15 protein-coding genes are annotated in these 16,762 nt (G+C 40.3%); 11 read left to right on the top strand and 4 right to left on the bottom strand.

What is annotated here, in order from left to right; translation table 11 throughout:
- The first annotated feature begins 46 nt into the window (after positions 1–46).
- From HMPREF1536_RS20910 to HMPREF1536_RS20885, 6 genes are all read left to right on the top strand, one after another.
- Positions 47–541 carry an LbetaH domain-containing protein gene (locus tag HMPREF1536_RS20910; RefSeq protein WP_225608036.1) on the top strand — a complete coding sequence of 165 codons (495 nt, stop codon included), beginning with the start codon at positions 47–49 and terminating at the stop codon, positions 539–541.
- Between the two features lie 6 nt (positions 542–547).
- Positions 548–1,459 (top strand): glycosyltransferase family 2 protein, encoded by a 912-nt coding sequence (locus tag HMPREF1536_RS20905; protein ID WP_028729212.1) that lies wholly within the window; start codon positions 548–550, stop codon positions 1,457–1,459.
- A gap of 14 nt (positions 1,460–1,473) precedes the next feature.
- Entirely contained in the window at positions 1,474–2,493 is a 1,020-nt protein-coding gene (locus HMPREF1536_RS26745; protein ID WP_052349891.1) for a glycosyltransferase family 2 protein, read from the top strand.
- A 102-nt stretch (positions 2,494–2,595) separates the two neighbouring features.
- A complete protein-coding gene (locus HMPREF1536_RS20895) occupies positions 2,596–2,787 on the top strand; it encodes a CDGSH iron-sulfur domain-containing protein (protein ID WP_028729213.1) in 192 nt (63 codons plus the stop codon).
- Between the two features lie 244 nt (positions 2,788–3,031).
- On the top strand, positions 3,032–4,171 hold the full coding sequence (locus HMPREF1536_RS20890) for a DUF4925 domain-containing protein (RefSeq protein ID WP_028729214.1): 1,140 nt from the start codon (positions 3,032–3,034) through the stop codon (positions 4,169–4,171).
- A gap of 335 nt (positions 4,172–4,506) precedes the next feature.
- Positions 4,507–5,988, top strand: a complete 1,482-nt coding sequence (locus tag HMPREF1536_RS20885) for a PCMD domain-containing protein (protein ID WP_028729215.1) — start codon at positions 4,507–4,509, stop codon at positions 5,986–5,988.
- Between the two features lie 100 nt (positions 5,989–6,088).
- On the opposite strand, the gene HMPREF1536_RS20880 is transcribed toward HMPREF1536_RS20885, so the two are convergent.
- Genes HMPREF1536_RS20880 through HMPREF1536_RS20870 form a run of 3 tightly spaced genes read right to left on the bottom strand, consistent with a single transcriptional unit; the run spans position 6,089 to position 9,970 of the window.
- Entirely contained in the window at positions 6,089–7,174 is a 1,086-nt protein-coding gene (locus HMPREF1536_RS20880) for an LptF/LptG family permease (protein ID WP_028729216.1), read from the bottom strand.
- A 22-nt stretch (positions 7,175–7,196) separates the two neighbouring features.
- Positions 7,197–8,327: a tRNA guanosine(34) transglycosylase Tgt gene (tgt, locus tag HMPREF1536_RS20875; protein ID WP_028729217.1), complete on the bottom strand. Its 1,131-nt coding sequence runs from the start codon at positions 8,325–8,327 to the stop codon at positions 7,197–7,199.
- Between the two features lie 35 nt (positions 8,328–8,362).
- Complete coding sequence (locus tag HMPREF1536_RS20870; protein ID WP_028729218.1) at positions 8,363–9,970, bottom strand: 4Fe-4S binding protein; 1,608 nt, start codon at positions 9,968–9,970, stop codon at positions 8,363–8,365.
- A 50-nt stretch (positions 9,971–10,020) separates the two neighbouring features.
- Between HMPREF1536_RS20870 and HMPREF1536_RS20865 the strand changes: the two genes are divergently transcribed.
- Complete coding sequence (locus HMPREF1536_RS20865) at positions 10,021–10,677, top strand: hypothetical protein (protein ID WP_052349892.1); 657 nt, start codon at positions 10,021–10,023, stop codon at positions 10,675–10,677.
- A gap of 9 nt (positions 10,678–10,686) precedes the next feature.
- Here HMPREF1536_RS20865 and bla read toward each other — a convergent pair whose 3' ends face one another.
- Positions 10,687–11,583, bottom strand: a complete 897-nt coding sequence (gene bla / locus HMPREF1536_RS20860; protein ID WP_374938060.1) for a class A beta-lactamase, subclass A2 — start codon at positions 11,581–11,583, stop codon at positions 10,687–10,689.
- 163 nt (positions 11,584–11,746) lie between these two features.
- Here bla and HMPREF1536_RS20855 point away from each other — a divergent pair, with 163 nt between their 5' ends.
- From HMPREF1536_RS20855 to HMPREF1536_RS20835, 4 genes are all read left to right on the top strand, one after another.
- On the top strand, positions 11,747–12,706 hold the full coding sequence (locus HMPREF1536_RS20855) for a tyrosine-type recombinase/integrase (protein ID WP_028729220.1): 960 nt from the start codon (positions 11,747–11,749) through the stop codon (positions 12,704–12,706).
- Between the two features lie 632 nt (positions 12,707–13,338).
- Positions 13,339–14,481, top strand: a complete 1,143-nt coding sequence (locus HMPREF1536_RS20845) for a glycosyltransferase family 4 protein (protein WP_028729222.1) — start codon at positions 13,339–13,341, stop codon at positions 14,479–14,481.
- A gap of 50 nt (positions 14,482–14,531) precedes the next feature.
- The gene (locus tag HMPREF1536_RS20840; RefSeq protein WP_028729223.1) at positions 14,532–15,572 is read left to right on the top strand and encodes a glycosyltransferase family 4 protein; all 1,041 of its coding nucleotides are present in this window, start codon (positions 14,532–14,534) and stop codon (positions 15,570–15,572) included.
- Positions 15,569–16,759, top strand: coding sequence for an O-antigen ligase family protein (locus tag HMPREF1536_RS20835; RefSeq protein WP_028729224.1), 1,191 nt, complete (start codon positions 15,569–15,571; stop codon positions 16,757–16,759). The genes HMPREF1536_RS20840 and HMPREF1536_RS20835 overlap by 4 nt, the downstream gene beginning before the upstream one ends.
- Positions 16,760–16,762 lie beyond the last annotated feature (3 nt).

Genomic DNA, 16,762 nt, shown 5'->3' with positions numbered 1-16,762 from the left:
TGATTTATCATTATATAAGAATAGATTAGGATTTAAAAATAAATTGATGAGATCGTTATGGAATGTTACCTATATACTGGCATTTCGTCCTTTGAGTTTATCCTGTTTTAATTTCTGGCGTTTATTCCTGCTCCGTTTATTCGGAGCCAGAGTACATGCGAAAGCACATGTTTATTCGTCTGCCCGTATATGGGCACCTTGGAACCTGGAAATGGATGCTTATTCCTGTCTGGCTCCCCATGTGGATTGCTACAATACCGATTTGATACGAATAGGGAAACATACAACTATTTCTCAGAAAAGTTATTTATGCGCTTCCTCTCATGATATAACAGATCCGTATCATTCATTAATAACAGCACCTATTATTATAGAGGATCAGGTTTGGGTTGCGGCAGGTTCATTTATTGGGATGGGCTCAAAAATAGGGCAGGGAGCTGTTGTCGGCGCTTGTGCCTGTGTATTCAAGAATGTTGATCCCTGGACTGTTGTAGGAGGTAATCCTGCCCAGTATATTAAGAAAAGAGTTATTAGTCGATAATACATCATGGAAGAATTAGATATCTCTGTTATCATCCTTACTTACAATGAGGAGATACATATTCGTCGTTGTATAGAAAGTGTATATCTTTTTGTAAAAGATATTTTTCTGATAGATAGTTATTCAACGGATCAAACCCTCCAGATTGCAAGCGAATATGAAAAAGTTACGATCTTGCAAAATAAGTGGGAGAATAATTATGCAAAGCAATTTAACTGGGGATTGGAACATGTTCCTATCCGGACAAAATGGGTGCTTCGTCTGGATGCGGATGAGTATTTGCTGCCTGCATTGATCAGGGAGTTATCAGAGAAAGTTCCATTTTTACCGGAAACTGTTTCCGGTATAGTATTTAAACGGCGACATTACTTTCTGGGGAAATGGATGAAACGGGGTATCTATCCTGTTTATTTGCTTCGTATGTTTTGTTATGGCAAAGCGATTTGTGAACAACGACTGATGGATGAACATATTCAGTTACTGGAAGGTACAACAGTAAATAGTGAAGGAGACTTTGTCGATCACAATCTGAATAATTTATCCTGGTTCTGTAATAAACATGTGGGTTATGCAGTTCGTGAGGCTGCTGATTTGTTGGATATCGAGTTGGATTTGTATGGTACATCGCAATTAGATGACCAGAAAGTCTTAACTGCTCAGGCAATGGATAAAAGACGAATAAAACATCGTTATGCCCGTATGCCTCTTTTCTGGCGTGCATTTATTTATTTCTGTTATCGTTACTTTCTTAAAGGTGGCTTTCTGGAAGGAAAGGAGGGCTTTTTGTGGCATTTCCTGCAAGGGTGGTGGTATCGCACTTTAGTGGATACTAAGATATTTGAAATAAAACAAGCTTGTGGTACAACAGACAAGGAAAAAATCAAAAAATATTTGAGTGATGTATATAATTGTAAATAAGTATATTTAATCAGATGGATATAAAAGTTTCAATAATTATTCCGGTGTATAATGTTGCACCCTTCCTTGATAAATGTTTATCTTCATGTATCGATCAAACGTTTCAAGACATAGAGATTATTGTAGTGAATGACGGATCGCGAGATGGTTCATCTCAAATTATTGCTGCATATGCAGCAATAGATGATCGTATAAGAATAATAACAAAAGAAAATCAGGGATTGATTTATGCCCGTAAATCAGGTTTGGAGGTAGCTAGTGGAAAATATGTTTTTCATTTGGATGGGGATGATTATATAGAAACAACGGCGATAGAAGAACTGTATAGCGAAGCTGTAAAAAGTGAGGCAGATTATGTAGTCGGTAATTTTTATCTTGTTTCTGAAAATAATAAACAGAAGGGTAAAAGTATTTGTGAATTAAATGCATTAGTAGGGCAAGAGTTGTTATTACGTATGATTAATCGCGGAGAATGGCGAATATGGGGCAGTTTAACACAAAAATCATTGTTTGATGACTTGATTTATCTTCCGGTTGTTATGGGAGAAGATTTGTTTTTTAATATGCAAATTTGTTTGAAAGTAAAAAAATCGACTGTTGTTGATATATGTTTGTACAATTATGTTATACGAACAGGGTCTATAACAAATCAAGAGGGAACAGTAAATCGGAAATTAAAGTTGGCTATGGCGAAATATGTGCATTTATTATTAGATAGATATGCTTATATTCAACCTATTAGAGAGTGTCTTTATTTGATGTTTTGTTCTTTTTTTCAGGACAGCATAAAACAAAAGGACATGGAGGTTAAAACTATCTTATATGATTATTATTGGAATAATAAAGAAGTAAAGGCTTTCTTGTGGAGAAGAAAAAAAGCTTTTTATTTGATTATAAGAGTATTCCTTGTATATCCATATATGGGAAGTTTGATGGTAAAGATAGGCTCGCATATGACTTTCTTATGGCGTAAATTCAAAATACCATTTCAATGGATATTTCGCAAAAGATATCTGGCTGAATTGATCAGGTGATATGATTTAAAAGAGTATAAGGCAATAATGCTTTAGTTTCAAAACAAATGTCAAGAAGGTGTTGTTATTATATAAAGCTTACATATATAAACCAATAGTGTCATGGAAAATAGAACAAACGAACAGCCTTTGGCAGAATTAAAGGCAGTAGCAAAAGGTCCTCTGTTAGTAAAAGGCCCGGTAAAACTGATTACCCCCGAAGGAAAAGAAATGATCATGGAAAAGACGGCGCTTTGTCGTTGCGGCCATTCAAAGAACCAGCCGTTCTGCGATGGGTCACACATGAAATTGTAGCAGGTTTAAATGATATCTGAACTGATTGAGAGGTAGGCGTAAATTACATTACGTCTACCTCTGGTTATGTTTGGAGGTTGTTCTATTGCCATAATATTGGTCAATATTTATAGAGAATTGGTTCATCAATTGTTAAGCCTTTGAATTTTTTGCTTGCGTAATGAAATAATAACTATATTCGCGACGTTAATTTGTATAGTATTAATCTTAATTATAGAGATTTTGTTTATTAAAAAAGAGAATTATGAAGAAGAATTTTTTGTATTTGTTTACCGTGTTATGTACGTTAAGCTTTTTCACGGCTTGTGGTGATGATGACGATGATCCAAAGGATCCGACTGTCTTGGACGTGAACACTGCTTATAGTGGTGATAAATTGGATTTAAAGTATGGCGACAGTGCGCTTTTAGGCAAAGAAATTACCTTCGATACTAAGGATGGCAAGACTGCTACCATTACTATGAAAGGCCTTTTCAATTTAAGTGAACTTTTGGCTCAATTGATGCCGAAGTCTACAGCTGCTGCACCGTCTATGGCTCCGGGCGTTATTCCGGGTGAAGTTACAACAACGATATCTAATGTTCCTCTGATCCTTTCCGGTGAAACATATACATTTGAAGGTGAGTATACAGGTGCTTCCGGTGTAAAAGCAACTTATTCAGGTGAAGTTAAGAAAGACAAGCTGACAATGGCCGTAAAGGCTACTATGCCGACTAATGATTTAGTAGGTACTTGGGCACTGGCACCGTTCGCTCCGACAACCGGATCACTCCCGATGGTAATGGCTTGGAAATCTGAAACACCATTGAAAATTGATGCCCATATATTAGATGAAAATATACCTGCCGGAACAATTATTGACATTAAGATAGAAGATCTTCTTGCTAAGATGAATGTAAACCCAATGGTTTCCGGATTACTGACTGGCGTTCTGCAAAGCATCACATACCAGGAAGACGGTAATATTGTAGCTTCATATAAAAAAGCAGGTGCTTCCGATTGGGCTACATCTCCGATCAATCTGGCACAATATTATATTGCAAATGGTAAGATGTATGTTCAGTTGAATATCGCACAGATCATGGATCTGGTAGCTAGTAGCAAAGCTGATAATAATCCTTTGGCGGGACTTATGGCTTACCTGTCGGCTGGTGTTCCGCTGAGTTACACTGTAGAGAATGGTAAAGCACAGATCACTGCCGATAAGGAATTGTTATTGCCGATATTAGGCTTATTGTCAAACGAAACAATTGCAGGCTTGATCATGAAGGCAGTACCTAAAGAACAGTTGCCATTGGTTCAGGATCTTATGACACAACTCCCTGGAATATTGGCTACAACAACTGATGTAAATGCCACTTTATATTTGGTAAAACAAAAATAATCGATCCGTCAGGATAAAATAAAAGGCCTTATGTGCACGAAGCATATAAGGCCTTTTTTATACCTCAATCATCAGTAGATTTTTCTCATTTGGATAATGATACTTCTCTATTGAACTTACTTTATGATAAAAGGATAAACCTTTTGTTTTTATATTTTTTATCTCAAAATATAAATTTTCCTGCCCCTTTAAAAACAAGCGGGGGATAAAATAGATTATCAGAATGACCTTATTATTGTTATGTGGACATCTTTTTTTTAACCGGAATTAATCAGTATCTTCGTCTCCGATTGAAACATTTTTATTAATAAGAGGTATTAGTTATTTACAAATTTATGAAGACAAAATTACTGTATGTATTCAGCATGCTGTGCATGCTCAGCCTATTCGTTGCTTGTAGTGATGACGATAAGGTGGAACCTATCGGAACCGGATTTGATGGAGTATATAAAGGTACTCTGGATGTAGATTTGGACGGAACCAAAGTCGGTGAAAATCTCCCTCAGAAAGTGTATGTAACCAAAGTCGGTGAAAATGCGATCAAGATGGAACTGAAGAACTTTAGCTTCGGTGCTATGGCTCTGGGCGACATTTCTGTCGATAAATGCAATGCAGAAATGCAGGGCGAAAACGCTTGTAAGTTTGATGGCGGGCAGAAACTGACTTTACCTATTGTTGGCGAATGCGATGTCGTAATGAACGGTACGATCGTTAGCGACAAGCTTGAAATGGTAATCGATGTAAAAGCCACCCAGTCGGGCGCGGCTATCACTGTAAAAGTTGATTTCAGGGGTACGAAGCTGGCGGCAGACCAGAGCTCGGAAGCGAAGATTACGGCGTTTACGTTCGATCATGAAGCTGTAATTCAGCAGCCGGTTATTGAAGGTACAACTGTTACTTTTATGGTTGTGGATACAATTAAGCCGGAAGTTTTAGCTGCATTAGTTCCAACAATTAAGGTTTCAGATAAAGCAACTATCACTCCTGCAAGCGGAGTTGCTCAGGACTTCTCATCTCCCGTAACTTATACTGTAACTTCTGAAGATGGGATTGTAACAGCTAAATATACTGTCTCTGTAGGTGGAAAAGTTATGAAATTTTCTTTTGACGAATGGGTGGAAAAAGGTTCCAACAAAATAAAATATATGACTCCGCTTCCTTCAGATAGATTAGATTCTAGCAACGGTGGTGCAGATTTCTTAGTTAATCTTCCTGGATATGATGGCGATTTTCCTGTTCTACCGACAGATGATGCCAAAGAAGGTGCATCTGCAGCAATGTTAGTAACACGATATACACTGGGTGGAGGTCTTGGCATGGCTCCTGCAATTACTTCGGGATCTTTGTTTACTGGTCGTTTTGAACTGAATATCTTGGATCAGTTGAGCAGTACGAAATTTGGTATTATGTGTGATAAAAAACCGTTATTATTCAAAGGATATTATAAGTATACTCCGGGAGAATTGTATCTGGATGCATCTGATAAGAAAAATATTGTAGAACATCCTGAACTGAAGGATGAATGTAGTATAAAGGGCGTATTGTATGAAGTCTCTAATGAAACAGAATCATTAACAGGTCATGATATCGGTACTTCAGATAAGATTGTTGCTGTTGCAGAATTGGAAGATGGGACAGCGAAAGCAGAATATACTCCTTTTAGTCTTGAATTCAAATTTCAGACAGGTAAAACATATGACGCAACTAAGTTGTATAAGTTAGCTCTGGTTTGCTCATCCAGCAAGGACGGCGATAAGTTTATGGGAGCTGCCGAAAGTACGTTGATTGTCGATGAATTCGAAGTCGTATTTGAATAATTCTCAGATGTAGTTTTTCTACTCTGCACAAAAATAAAAACGCTGTCTCTTTTTGGGGGGACAGCGTTTTTTATTTCGTTTAAAAAGATTCTTTATCTGTTTACCTCGGCGCCTTCCTATACAAATAAATCGCGATAAACGTATAAAGGATATTCGGGATCCAGGCGGCTACCATCGGGCTTACGTAGCCGTTAATGGCGAAGGTTGATGTTACGGTCGTAAATAAGATATACGAGAAACTCAGTCCCAGGCCGATACCGATATTCAATCCCATCCCTCCCTTGATCTTACGTGACGATAGCGACGCTCCGATAGAAGTAAGGATAAACGCCGCCATGATCGACGCAAAACGTTTGTGATATTCGATCTGGAAAGTCTGGATATTACCGATACCACGCGTTTTCTGGCGCTCGATATAGGTAGCCAGCTCCGGCGAAGTCATCGTCTCGCAGTCGGTGGCGGAGATAAGGAAGTCGGAGGGGATAATCGTCAGCGTCGTATCTTTACGGGAACCTTCCGATATATGTTCGCGCAGTCCGTCGAAATCACGGATCATATAGTCGATAACCGTCCATTGATACAGTGAGTCGTATTTGATGGAATTAGCAGTCAGTCTGGATACCAACTTCTTGCCTTCGAAATGTTCCAGGGAGAAACGGTAGCCCATGTTCGGACGCGAATCGTAGCGGTTGAAATAAGCGATCACACCCGGCTCCACTTCGATCTGGATATTACGTGCAGACTCCACCTTCTTGTTTCGGATATACTTATTCTGGAAGTCGATACGGGTAATATTGGCCGGAGGAATAATGTACGCACTCAATATGAAACTGGCAATCGCAATGATCCCCGCCGAAATAGCATACGGCAACATCAACCGCCGGAAACTCATTCCGCTGGCAAGCATCGCAATGATCTCCGAGTTGTCAGCCAGCTTGGAGGTAAAGAAAATAACCGCAATGAACGTGAACAGCGGACTGAACAAGTTGGCAAAATACGGAATAAAGTTCATGTAATAGTCCAGGATGATTGCCTGCAAAGGCACATCCGGCTTCAGGAACTTATCGATCTTTTCGTTTATGTCGAAAACTACCGAGATAGAGATAATCAGGATGATCGCGAAAACATACGTTCCGAGAAATTGCTTGATGATATACCAGTCTACCCGTTTTAATTTGAATTTCATGAAATGTTTTTTTAGTCAACTTTTAAAGTCTGTTGCCAAGTTGCCCGACCATCATGCCCTTCCATGTCGCAAAGTCGCCGGCAATGATATGCTTGCGGGCTTCCTTTACCAACCACAGATAAAAAGCCAGGTTATGGACGGAAGCGATCTGCAGGCCCAGCATCTCGTTTGCTTTGATCAGGTGATGCAGGTATGCTTTGCTGTAAAGCGTATCCACGTATGAGTTGGCGGCAGGGTCGATGGGAGAGAAGTCGTCTTCCCATTTCTTGTTGCGCAGGTTGATCGTGCCGTATTGGGTAAAGATCTGTCCGTTGCGGCCGTTGCGGGTCGGCATGATACAGTCGAACATATCCACACCGCGCTCGATGGCTTCCAGCAGGTTGATCGGCGTTCCGACCCCCATCAGGTAACGGGGCTTGTCTTTCGGCAATATATCGTTTACCACCTCGATCATTTCGTACATTTTTTCGGTCGGCTCGCCTACTGCCAGTCCGCCGATAGCATTACCGTCCGCTCCCTTCTCTGCAATGTTCTCTGCCGCACGACGGCGCAGATCCGGGTATACACAACCCTGAACGATCGGGAAGAGGCATTGCTGATAGCCATATTTCGGATCGGTCGAATTGAAACGGGCGAAACAACGATCAAGCCAACGCTCCGTCAGTCCCAGCGACTTCTTGGCATAGTCGTAGTCGGCATCCCCCGGACAACATTCGTCGAATGCCATAATAATATCGGCTCCGATGATGCGCTGGATATCCATTACTTTCTCAGGAGTGAAAAGATGCTTCGAACCGTCGATATGCGAACGGAATTCGGCACCTTCCTCATGCAGCTTGCGATTGTCGGATAGTGAGAAAACCTGGAAACCTCCGCTATCGGTCAGGATGGGGCGATCCCAGGTATTGAACTTATGCAGTCCGCCTGCCTTTTTAAGTATTTCAAGTCCCGGACGGAGATAAAGATGATAGGTGTTACCCAGGATGATCTGGGCCTTGATATCCTCTTTCAACTCGGTCATGTGGACGCCTTTCACTGTGCCTTGTGTTCCGACAGGCATAAAAATGGGCGTCTCAATTACCCCGTGATCGGTAGTAATTAAGCCCGCCCTTGCATTTGTTTTAGTATCGTTGTGTTGTAATTCGAATTTCATTCTGCAAAATTTGCAGCAAAGGTAGTATTTTTCCGTTAGAATCCGAAGTCATCTACTTCTACGTTTTTAACTTCCTCTTCCTCCGGTAAAACAATGTGCTGGTGAACCGTATTCGCCTTCACGATAATGGCACGCATCGGACGTACCGGACAAATAGACTCGCACCCGCCGCAACCTACACATAGATCGGGATTTACCTGCGGAATGGTCAGTGTTCCTTCGTACGGCACCATGTGTACCGCCTGTGTCGGACAATGTTCGGAGCAGGCGCCGCAATCGGTTCCTTCCGTCTTCACGATGCAACGGTTGATAAAGAAAGTGGCGATACCTACCTGCAACGATTTCTTTTCTTCCACCGAGATCGGCTGGAGAGCATGCGCCGGACAAACTTCCGAGCAGATGGTACATTCGTAATTACAATAACTGCTGATATAAGCCATACGTGGCTTCAACAGATAATCGAAACCATATTCCAACCCCGCAGGACGCAATACCTGGCTCGGACATTTCACGACGCAGATATGGCATCCGGTACATTTATCCTTGAAACGTTCCAGATTGAGTGATCCCGGGGGAGTGATGGGCGGCCATTTCTTACGGTTTTTCTTCCCATGCTGATGTCCTTTCCCTTCTCCGTCACAATGGCCGACTCCTTCAGCGATAGCCGAAACGATCGGCAGGGTGGCGGCAACAGTTGCTCCGGTAGCTAGAAAAGTACGGCGGCTATTTACGGCCGGTTCTTGTTCCGTGGCCATCATCATTTTTTCTTTAGCCGGTTTTTCCTCTTTGCGGAATCCCGGTTTGAAACGATACTGCAATCCGCCTTTCTTGCAAGACGAAATACAGTTGAAGCAATCCACGCAACGCGAAGTATCGACCGTCAATTTTTCGGCATCGATCGCTTCCGCCTTACAGGTATGTTCGCAGTTTCCGCAATGCGTACAAGCATCTTTATCGAAAGAAATACGGAAGAATGAATAACGTGATACGAGACTGAGCAATGCCCCGACCGGACAAAGCGTATTACAAAACAATCGTCCGCGGAAAACGACCATCATTATAAAAACCACCAGCGCAATAACGGCAGATACCAATCCGGCTATACTGACGGTGCTGATCGTCACATGAAACAGTGAATAGTTGTCCATCTTCATCAGCCAATCGGCCAGCACATTATTACCCCACATAACAGCCGGACGGAACAGGTTTGTCGCAATTCGTCCGAAGTTACTGTACGGGTCTAACAGCAAACATAAACCGGAAAATCCCAATACTGCAGTTATCCCGGTGGCAGCCAGCAACACATATCGTAACCAGTTCGCCGCTTTGTGATACTTAAAGCGCCGTATCCCTTTTTTCTTCTTTTTCCCGATACAGAACAGGCGGTTGATGATATCCTGCAAGACTCCTGCCGGACAGATCACCGAGCAATATATGCGCCCGAACAATAAGGTCAGCACGAGCAGTACGACAACAATACCGAACATTCCACCCAGAATGGCCGGTATCAATTGTATATGCAACAGCCTGTGCATATCGACCGGCATCTTGTTCGTGAAGTCCAGAAAGAAAAGAAGTATAGGTATAAAAAACAGGGCTGCGAGAAGTACCCGCAGTCCTTTTAAATAATTAAATCGCTTCATTTATATTTTATACAATTCCCAGGCACGATTTCTATTACGGCCTTTCCCTTTTGCGTAATGCGATCGGCATATACGAAACTCAAAAACATATACCTCTTTCCCAAAGCAAGCAGCGTGTTTACTTTTTCCGGCAGGGTAAATGGAAGCTGGTCGGGCCTGAAATGGATATTTACATGTTATCCCTTTATGAGAATGAAGCCTATATTCCGGAGTGGTTGCCTCATATCCATGAACCTTATTTAAAGCTGGCGTTCGATTATGAGACATTAGCCGAGCATTGCCTGCTTGAGAATATGTTCCTGGTTCGATGCAAATATGATGAAAAGCAAATTACGCAGACATTCGCCGACCAGATGGAACGCGAATATGATAAGTTTTTCTTTGATGAAGAACATACCGGGTTTACAGCCGATTCCCGTTTCTTCTCCCTTATGTGTAACGCCTGTCTCGAAGTGAAGGAACCCCGTTTAGCAGCAGAAAAGGAATGGCGGCTTGCCGTCCTGCGTAACTCTTCCGATGTCGATTACCGGTATGCCGACGGACGGCTGGAACCGACGGTTCCCTTGTCGCTGCCTCTCGCTTCCATCCGTAAGGTGACACTCTTTGACCGTGGCGATGACAATGAATTAAATTTGAGTGCCCTTGCCGATTTTATGCAATGTCTCGGCTTACCACCGGAACGTTATCTGGATGGGATGATAGAATAAAAAAGTGATCTATATACATCCCATATATTGATAGACTATCCGTGATATATCTGCAATGATTTCGGATGTGGCTTTTTCGCTTTCTTCCGAATCTTTGATGAAAACGGCGATCGTGTACCTTTGTCTGTTCGGTAAATAAACAAAGCCGACGTCATTGGTACCGATCAACAAGCCTTTGCTATTGCGGTCTCCTGTCCCTGTCTTATGTCCGATAATTGCATTTGTTACCATAAGAGGAAGCGGCAACCGGTCTTTTCCCGTTTCACAGGAAATCATTGTACGTTTTATAAATTCCTGGCTTTCTTTATTGAATAGCTCTTTAGTCACTAATAATTCTATCAATTTGGCCGTTTCGAGCGGGGTACTCCAATTCTCGTAACAAGTACTTTCGTTTTGATGCATTTCGTCTTCCGTCACTTTGATGGAGAAATCCCGGAGACCTAAACTGCGTATATAGTTATCGGTGGATTTGGTATCGCCGGCCTGGGCAAAAAGGATATCACATGCATTATTGTCACTCAAAAGCAACGTATACTCCAGCAACTCTTTTATGGAAAGGGAGATATCCCCTTCAGGATACTTGTCACGAAGCGGACTATACGTATCCGGCTTCAGGTCTGCCTGGCGGATATAAACAGGTGTGTCCAAAGATATGCCATTCTTCTGGCAATAATCGGCAACAGCTAAAGCCTGGTGCAGCTTGAATACACTCATCATCGGGTACCGGCAGTTATTATTTATTGTGACCGTATCTTTCCCATTGATGATGATAGCTATGCCTACTTGCGCTTTTTTATTTGCTATCGCTTCCTGTAATTGTTTTTCCAACTCTTTTTGTCCTGCTTTTACCGTTACAGGTAATATGAGACTTAAAATAAAAAGGGCTGCTATAAATCTATTCCTGATCATCTTATTCTTTTTATATGTAAAAGTATAAAATACTTCTATTAAATAGTCTTTCTTACATTTAAATCCGGATTGAAAACTATTTTTTCTTCGTAAGTTTCGATATATTTGCTAATCAACGTGCGGCAAATTAGTCGTGTAAATAAATGTTCGATGTAAATTTATGGAAACATTACAAAAGAAGAAAGCTAAAAAGAAAACTCCCGGATACCTGTTGAGTTATATGGAGTATCTGGAAAGAGCTAAGTATGAATCGGGTAAGAAGGGGACAGCCGGGTTATATAAGGCAACCCGCCATCAGCTGGCAATGTTCCTGGAAAAAGAAAATCTGAGTATAAAGAAGGTGAATGCCCGGTTGGTTCAGGATTTCATTGCCCGGTTACAATCTTTATCATTGAGTCGTAATTCAGTCAGCAACTACACCAGTACTTTTCGTGCAGCCTATAACGCTGCTGTTGCCGACAACCTGGTGAAGCCGGAGGAACATCCCTTCCGCAAGTTGCATATAAAGCCGGTATCCACCTATAAACGTTCCGTAGGGACGCAGGTGATCAAAGAAATTACCCGTATGGATCTGAAGGGTAATAAACGCCTGACGTTTGCCCGTGATCTCTTTTTATTCAGTTTTATGGCATGTGGAATGGCTTTTATCGATTTGGCACATCTGACACAAGCCAATATACGGGGAAATGAAATAGTCTATTACCGTATCAAGACAAAGACTGAAATCAGGGTAACGATCACTCAAGGTATGCGTTATTTATTGGATAAGTATAAAAGGGAGGATTCGACACTGCTTTTTCCGGTTCTGGAAGACGAATCTGCTTCGTATGAAAAGTATAAAGTAGCATTACGCACTTATAACCGTCGTCTGTCGGCAATCGGTGATAGGCTTTCTACTCCGGTTAAATTAACGTCTTATGTGGCACGTCATTCCTGGGCAATGTGTGCTAAAAATCATGCTCTTTCAGCCTCAGCAATAGGACAGGCACTGGGACATACATCAGAAAAAACTACAAATTATTACTTGAAGAAATTGGATCAAACGATCATTTCACGAGCTAATTTGAAAATCATTGGCTTTGTGGAAAAGTTGGTTTCGGGATCCGAATTTAAAATTTGACGCTTATTTATGGAATAAGGGTCATTGCCAATAATTTAGTAGAAAAATAATGTAATATTTATACCCTATACTACCAAATGGCTTGAAAATCTTAAACGCTGCAAATGTAAAAAAATTAAATGGATAAATCTTTAGCCAAAAGAATTTTTTGTCTCTTAAAAAAGACTAAATTTATAATAATCTAGCTGTATTTCACGAAAATGTGATACTAAACATGCTATAAATGAAATCATTATAAAATTCAAGCTCTGCTGCCGTAAATTCATTAACTGAACTTAGCAGAAACACAAAACAGTCATAAATGAATTTATTGACGTTTATTTAAAGATGCGGGGTCTTTGTAATATTATTTTACTAAATAAACACTATCAGCTATATTCCCGGATTTTTACTCATTTACTTTTCAGATATAGATCATTCTGGAATATTATTCATATGCATTAATAACCGAAATTTTCTCTTCCCTTTCTTATATGCGCTTGATCTTATTCGTTTTATCCGATTGATATATAGTGATTTAAACCCAATGACCCTTATTCCATAAATAAGGGTCAAAATATAAAGCACTAGTATGTCACCCGTAGGAATGGGACTGACGACCTTTGTTATATCAACCCTCAAACAATAAACACATGTTAACAGCTTCATTATTAGCTATTATAGGTATTATTTACGGCGAACCATTGAAAAGTAAATTCTCCATATTTCTTTGTCTGGTTCTGTCATTTATTTTCTCGTTTATTTTTCTGCCACAGATAATGAAGATTTCCAAACGTAAACAGTTGTATGATGTTCCCAATGGCCGGAAAAGTCATAAAGAGAAAGTCCCTCGTTTGGGAGGTATTGCATTTTTCCCTTCTATTGTCCTGTCGATGTCATTAGTAGTCGGCTACCGCTACCTGATAGGTTTTCCTCTAAACGAACAATTAACAGGAAATATACTTCTGGAATTTTTATTTTTAGCAGCAGGTTGTCTTTTCTTATTTATGATGGGAATAGAGGACGACTTGATAGGTGTTCGTTACCGTAAAAAGTTTATTACCCAGTTTCTGGTTGCTTCCCTGCTTCCTATATCAGGTTTTTATCTGAATAACTTATACGGTTTGTTGGGTTTGTATGAACTACCAGTGTATGTGGGCGTTCCACTGACAATCTTGTTGATTGTATTTATAACGAATGCGGTTAATCTGATAGACGGTATAGATGGATTGGCTGCAGGAGGGAGTACTTTTTCATTTGTTGTAATCGGTTGGATGTTTTTTCAAAAAGATTTATGGTTATATTCGATGTTGGCTTTTTCAGCTGCCGGTTGTCTGCTTCCTTTCCTTTACTTTAATATATGGGGGCACAGAGACCGTAAGATATTTATGGGGGATGCCGGCTCTTTATCGTTGGGGTTTTTGTTATCTTTTTTAATAATAAAGTTTCCCCTATATATCTCAGAAACAGATCCTGATGTAAAGAACCTGGTCATCCCCTTTACCTTACTATTTATTCCGATGTTTGATGCTCTTCGGGTCATGTTGGTACGTGCGATGCACCATCGTCCGTTATTTCTGGCCGACCGGAATCACCTGCACCATAAATGCCTGGCTACCGGCATGACACATCTTCAGGCTACCGGATTGGTTTTGATCTTTACAATAGGTTTATTGATCCTGAATTATTGGTTGGTGGATATCTGTAATATAAATCTTCTTCTGGTGATCGATTTATTATTGGGGGGTGCACTAAGTAAATCTTTAAATGAATGGGCAGTTCATCATCAGAAGTAATGTAGGTTTACCGGCAGTTAAAAAAATAAATTCAAAATAAGATTAAGGAAATGTATGCGATACTAGTCCTATATACAGAAGTAATGCCTTACAATGTAATCATTTTTAGAACATTGGTTGAAAAAGGATGCAGAGTACATGTTGTTTTATGGGATAATAATAAGTTGACACCTTATTATCCCCCGATGGAAAAAGGGATAACTTACTACAACCGTTCTTCTTTCTGGAGTGCGGATCATCTCTATACATTTGTAAAAAAAATAGGTCCGGATTTGGTTTGGACGGCTGGTTGGATGGATTCGGGGTATAATGAAGTTTGCAGTTATATCCGCCGCGATATGCAAATTCCGGTTATAGCCGGTAGTGATACCCAATGGAGAGGTGGGGCACAGTGGTGGAATGTGTTAACTGCTCGTTTCCGTCATCGGTGTTGGTTCAGCCATCTGTTTGTATCAGGCGAACCGCAGGTAGTTTATGCCCGTAAGTTAGGTTTCCGTTCAGAACAGATCCTGATGCATAATTTGTCGGCTGATGTCGATTTATTTCATAAGACTGATTTGATAGTCCGAAAAGAAAAATATCCGCGACGTTTATTGTATATCGGGAGATTTTCAAAGCAGAAAGGTCTGACTTATTTATTGAAAGCCTGGTGTTCCATACCGGATCGGAAAGGATGGACATTAACATTGATCGGTAATGGGCCGGAATGTGTAAGACAAGAAGATTTTCCAGATGTTGAAATTAAGGATTTTATGTCGCAGGAAGATTTACTACATGAATTCCTGCAATCCGGTGCATTTATCTTGCCGTCGATCTTTGAACCCTGGGCTTTGGTTATTCACGAAGCTGCTTGCTGCAGTTTACCGATCCTGGCCTCCGATTGTTGCGGTGCTGTCAGTTGTTTCGTAAAAGACGGAGAAAATGGTTATTTGTTCAAGCCTGGAAATAAAAACTCTATTCGTCGGGTCATTGAACATTTTATTCATTTGCCGGAATCTCAATGGTTGCAAATGGGGAAAAAAAGTAGGGAATTATCAGATTTAGTAACCCCGTCCCAAGTAGTGGATATTATCTTAAAATTATTGAAATGACTCGGGTTTCTATTGATTTTTGTGCCCGTATGGCATTACCCTACATCCTTTTTCTTTCGCTTACAAGGGTCATTCCTTATTTGCCCAGTATACCGGATGTTATTTATTACAGTAGTTTTTTGGGCGTTATTATCTGGTTTGTCTTACGGAGCGGTGCTACGATCTTATATACTTTTTTACCTTTTTTGTCTGTCATCTTCTTATCTGTATGGGTAAATGATATACCTGCTTATTATAAGATATGGTATAGGGTATTTGCTTATTTAGCTATCATTTTAACAGTAGGACCTTTTGTTATAAATCCTGTAATACTGGCTTGGAGACGATTGCTATTTGTATATACGTTATTGTCTATTCGCTGGGTCGTTATTATATCTTTTGGGGCCTGGTGTATCGGTTGGGAAAAGGTCAATGGTATCAGTGGTTTTGAAGGAATTACCAATCACTCTATGTTAATGGGGCCATTAGGAGGTATATCATTGATATACAGTTTATATCGGTTTTATGTATCTGATAAGGCAACGAGCCGTTATAAAGAAATAGGAATCGCTCTAATCTCTTTTGCAATTATGTTACTTGCAGGATCCCGGTCGGCTATAGTCAGTAGCATTTTAGGGATAATTTTTTTACTTAGCCGTATTTATCGTCATCGAGTAATATCATTATTACAGATTTTTTTTTCCATTCTTGTATTATTAGCCGTTACATCTTCAATTTGGTGGCCGCTAACGAAAAGGTTTCGTGATAAAATGGAAAGTAGTGTAAAGAGTGGTAGTATAACCAGTACGCGGGATAACTCCTGGGATGATCGTTTGATTGAATTTAAAGCTTTTCCTGTTTTTGGTGTGGGATTTGCCACTATAAATACAGAGTACGCCAAATCGAGTATTGTGAATACAAAGACAGGTCTGATCGAACCAGGAAGTGCCTGGTTGTTTTTTCTATCATCCATGGGATTAGTCGGTTTTCTCTCTTTTTTCATTCCTTATATTCGGTTCATATATATTTCTTATAAAAAGGAAGTGATCGGGATGAACGGATATCTTTTAGGAGCGTTGTTATTTATGTTTTTCTTTCATCTTTTCTTTGAAGCTCATTTAACTGCGGGAGGCGCCTATTTTTGTTTTTTTCCGTGGTTGTTATTATCAGAATGTAATAGGGTATTAAATATAAATAATAATAAGTGATAT

Source organism: Parabacteroides gordonii MS-1 = DSM 23371, from assembly GCF_000969825.1.
GTDB classification, from domain to species: domain Bacteria; phylum Bacteroidota; class Bacteroidia; order Bacteroidales; family Tannerellaceae; genus Parabacteroides; species Parabacteroides gordonii.
The sequence above is the reverse complement of the archived record's forward strand: the minus strand, read 5'-3'. Positions and strand labels throughout refer to the sequence as shown.

What these genes read in the sequence shown, in the direction of transcription:
- HMPREF1536_RS20910 (WP_225608036.1), top strand. Translation starts at nt 47, where the DNA reads ATGAGATCGTTATGGAATGTTACCTATATACTGGCATTTCGTCCTTTG.
- HMPREF1536_RS20905 (WP_028729212.1), top strand. Translation starts at nt 548, where the DNA reads ATGGAAGAATTAGATATCTCTGTTATCATCCTTACTTACAATGAGGAG.
- HMPREF1536_RS26745 (WP_052349891.1), top strand. Translation starts at nt 1,474, where the DNA reads ATGGATATAAAAGTTTCAATAATTATTCCGGTGTATAATGTTGCACCC.
- HMPREF1536_RS20895 (WP_028729213.1), top strand. Translation starts at nt 2,596, where the DNA reads ATGGAAAATAGAACAAACGAACAGCCTTTGGCAGAATTAAAGGCAGTA.
- HMPREF1536_RS20890 (WP_028729214.1), top strand. Translation starts at nt 3,032, where the DNA reads ATGAAGAAGAATTTTTTGTATTTGTTTACCGTGTTATGTACGTTAAGC.
- HMPREF1536_RS20885 (WP_028729215.1), top strand. Translation starts at nt 4,507, where the DNA reads ATGAAGACAAAATTACTGTATGTATTCAGCATGCTGTGCATGCTCAGC.
- HMPREF1536_RS20880 (WP_028729216.1), bottom strand. Translation starts at nt 7,174, where the DNA reads ATGAAATTCAAATTAAAACGGGTAGACTGGTATATCATCAAGCAATTT.
- tgt (WP_028729217.1), bottom strand. Translation starts at nt 8,327, where the DNA reads ATGAAATTCGAATTACAACACAACGATACTAAAACAAATGCAAGGGCG.
- HMPREF1536_RS20870 (WP_028729218.1), bottom strand. Translation starts at nt 9,970, where the DNA reads ATGAAGCGATTTAATTATTTAAAAGGACTGCGGGTACTTCTCGCAGCC.
- HMPREF1536_RS20855 (WP_028729220.1), top strand. Translation starts at nt 11,747, where the DNA reads ATGGAAACATTACAAAAGAAGAAAGCTAAAAAGAAAACTCCCGGATAC.
- HMPREF1536_RS20845 (WP_028729222.1), top strand. Translation starts at nt 13,339, where the DNA reads ATGTTAACAGCTTCATTATTAGCTATTATAGGTATTATTTACGGCGAA.
- HMPREF1536_RS20840 (WP_028729223.1), top strand. Translation starts at nt 14,532, where the DNA reads ATGTATGCGATACTAGTCCTATATACAGAAGTAATGCCTTACAATGTA.
- HMPREF1536_RS20835 (WP_028729224.1), top strand. Translation starts at nt 15,569, where the DNA reads ATGACTCGGGTTTCTATTGATTTTTGTGCCCGTATGGCATTACCCTAC.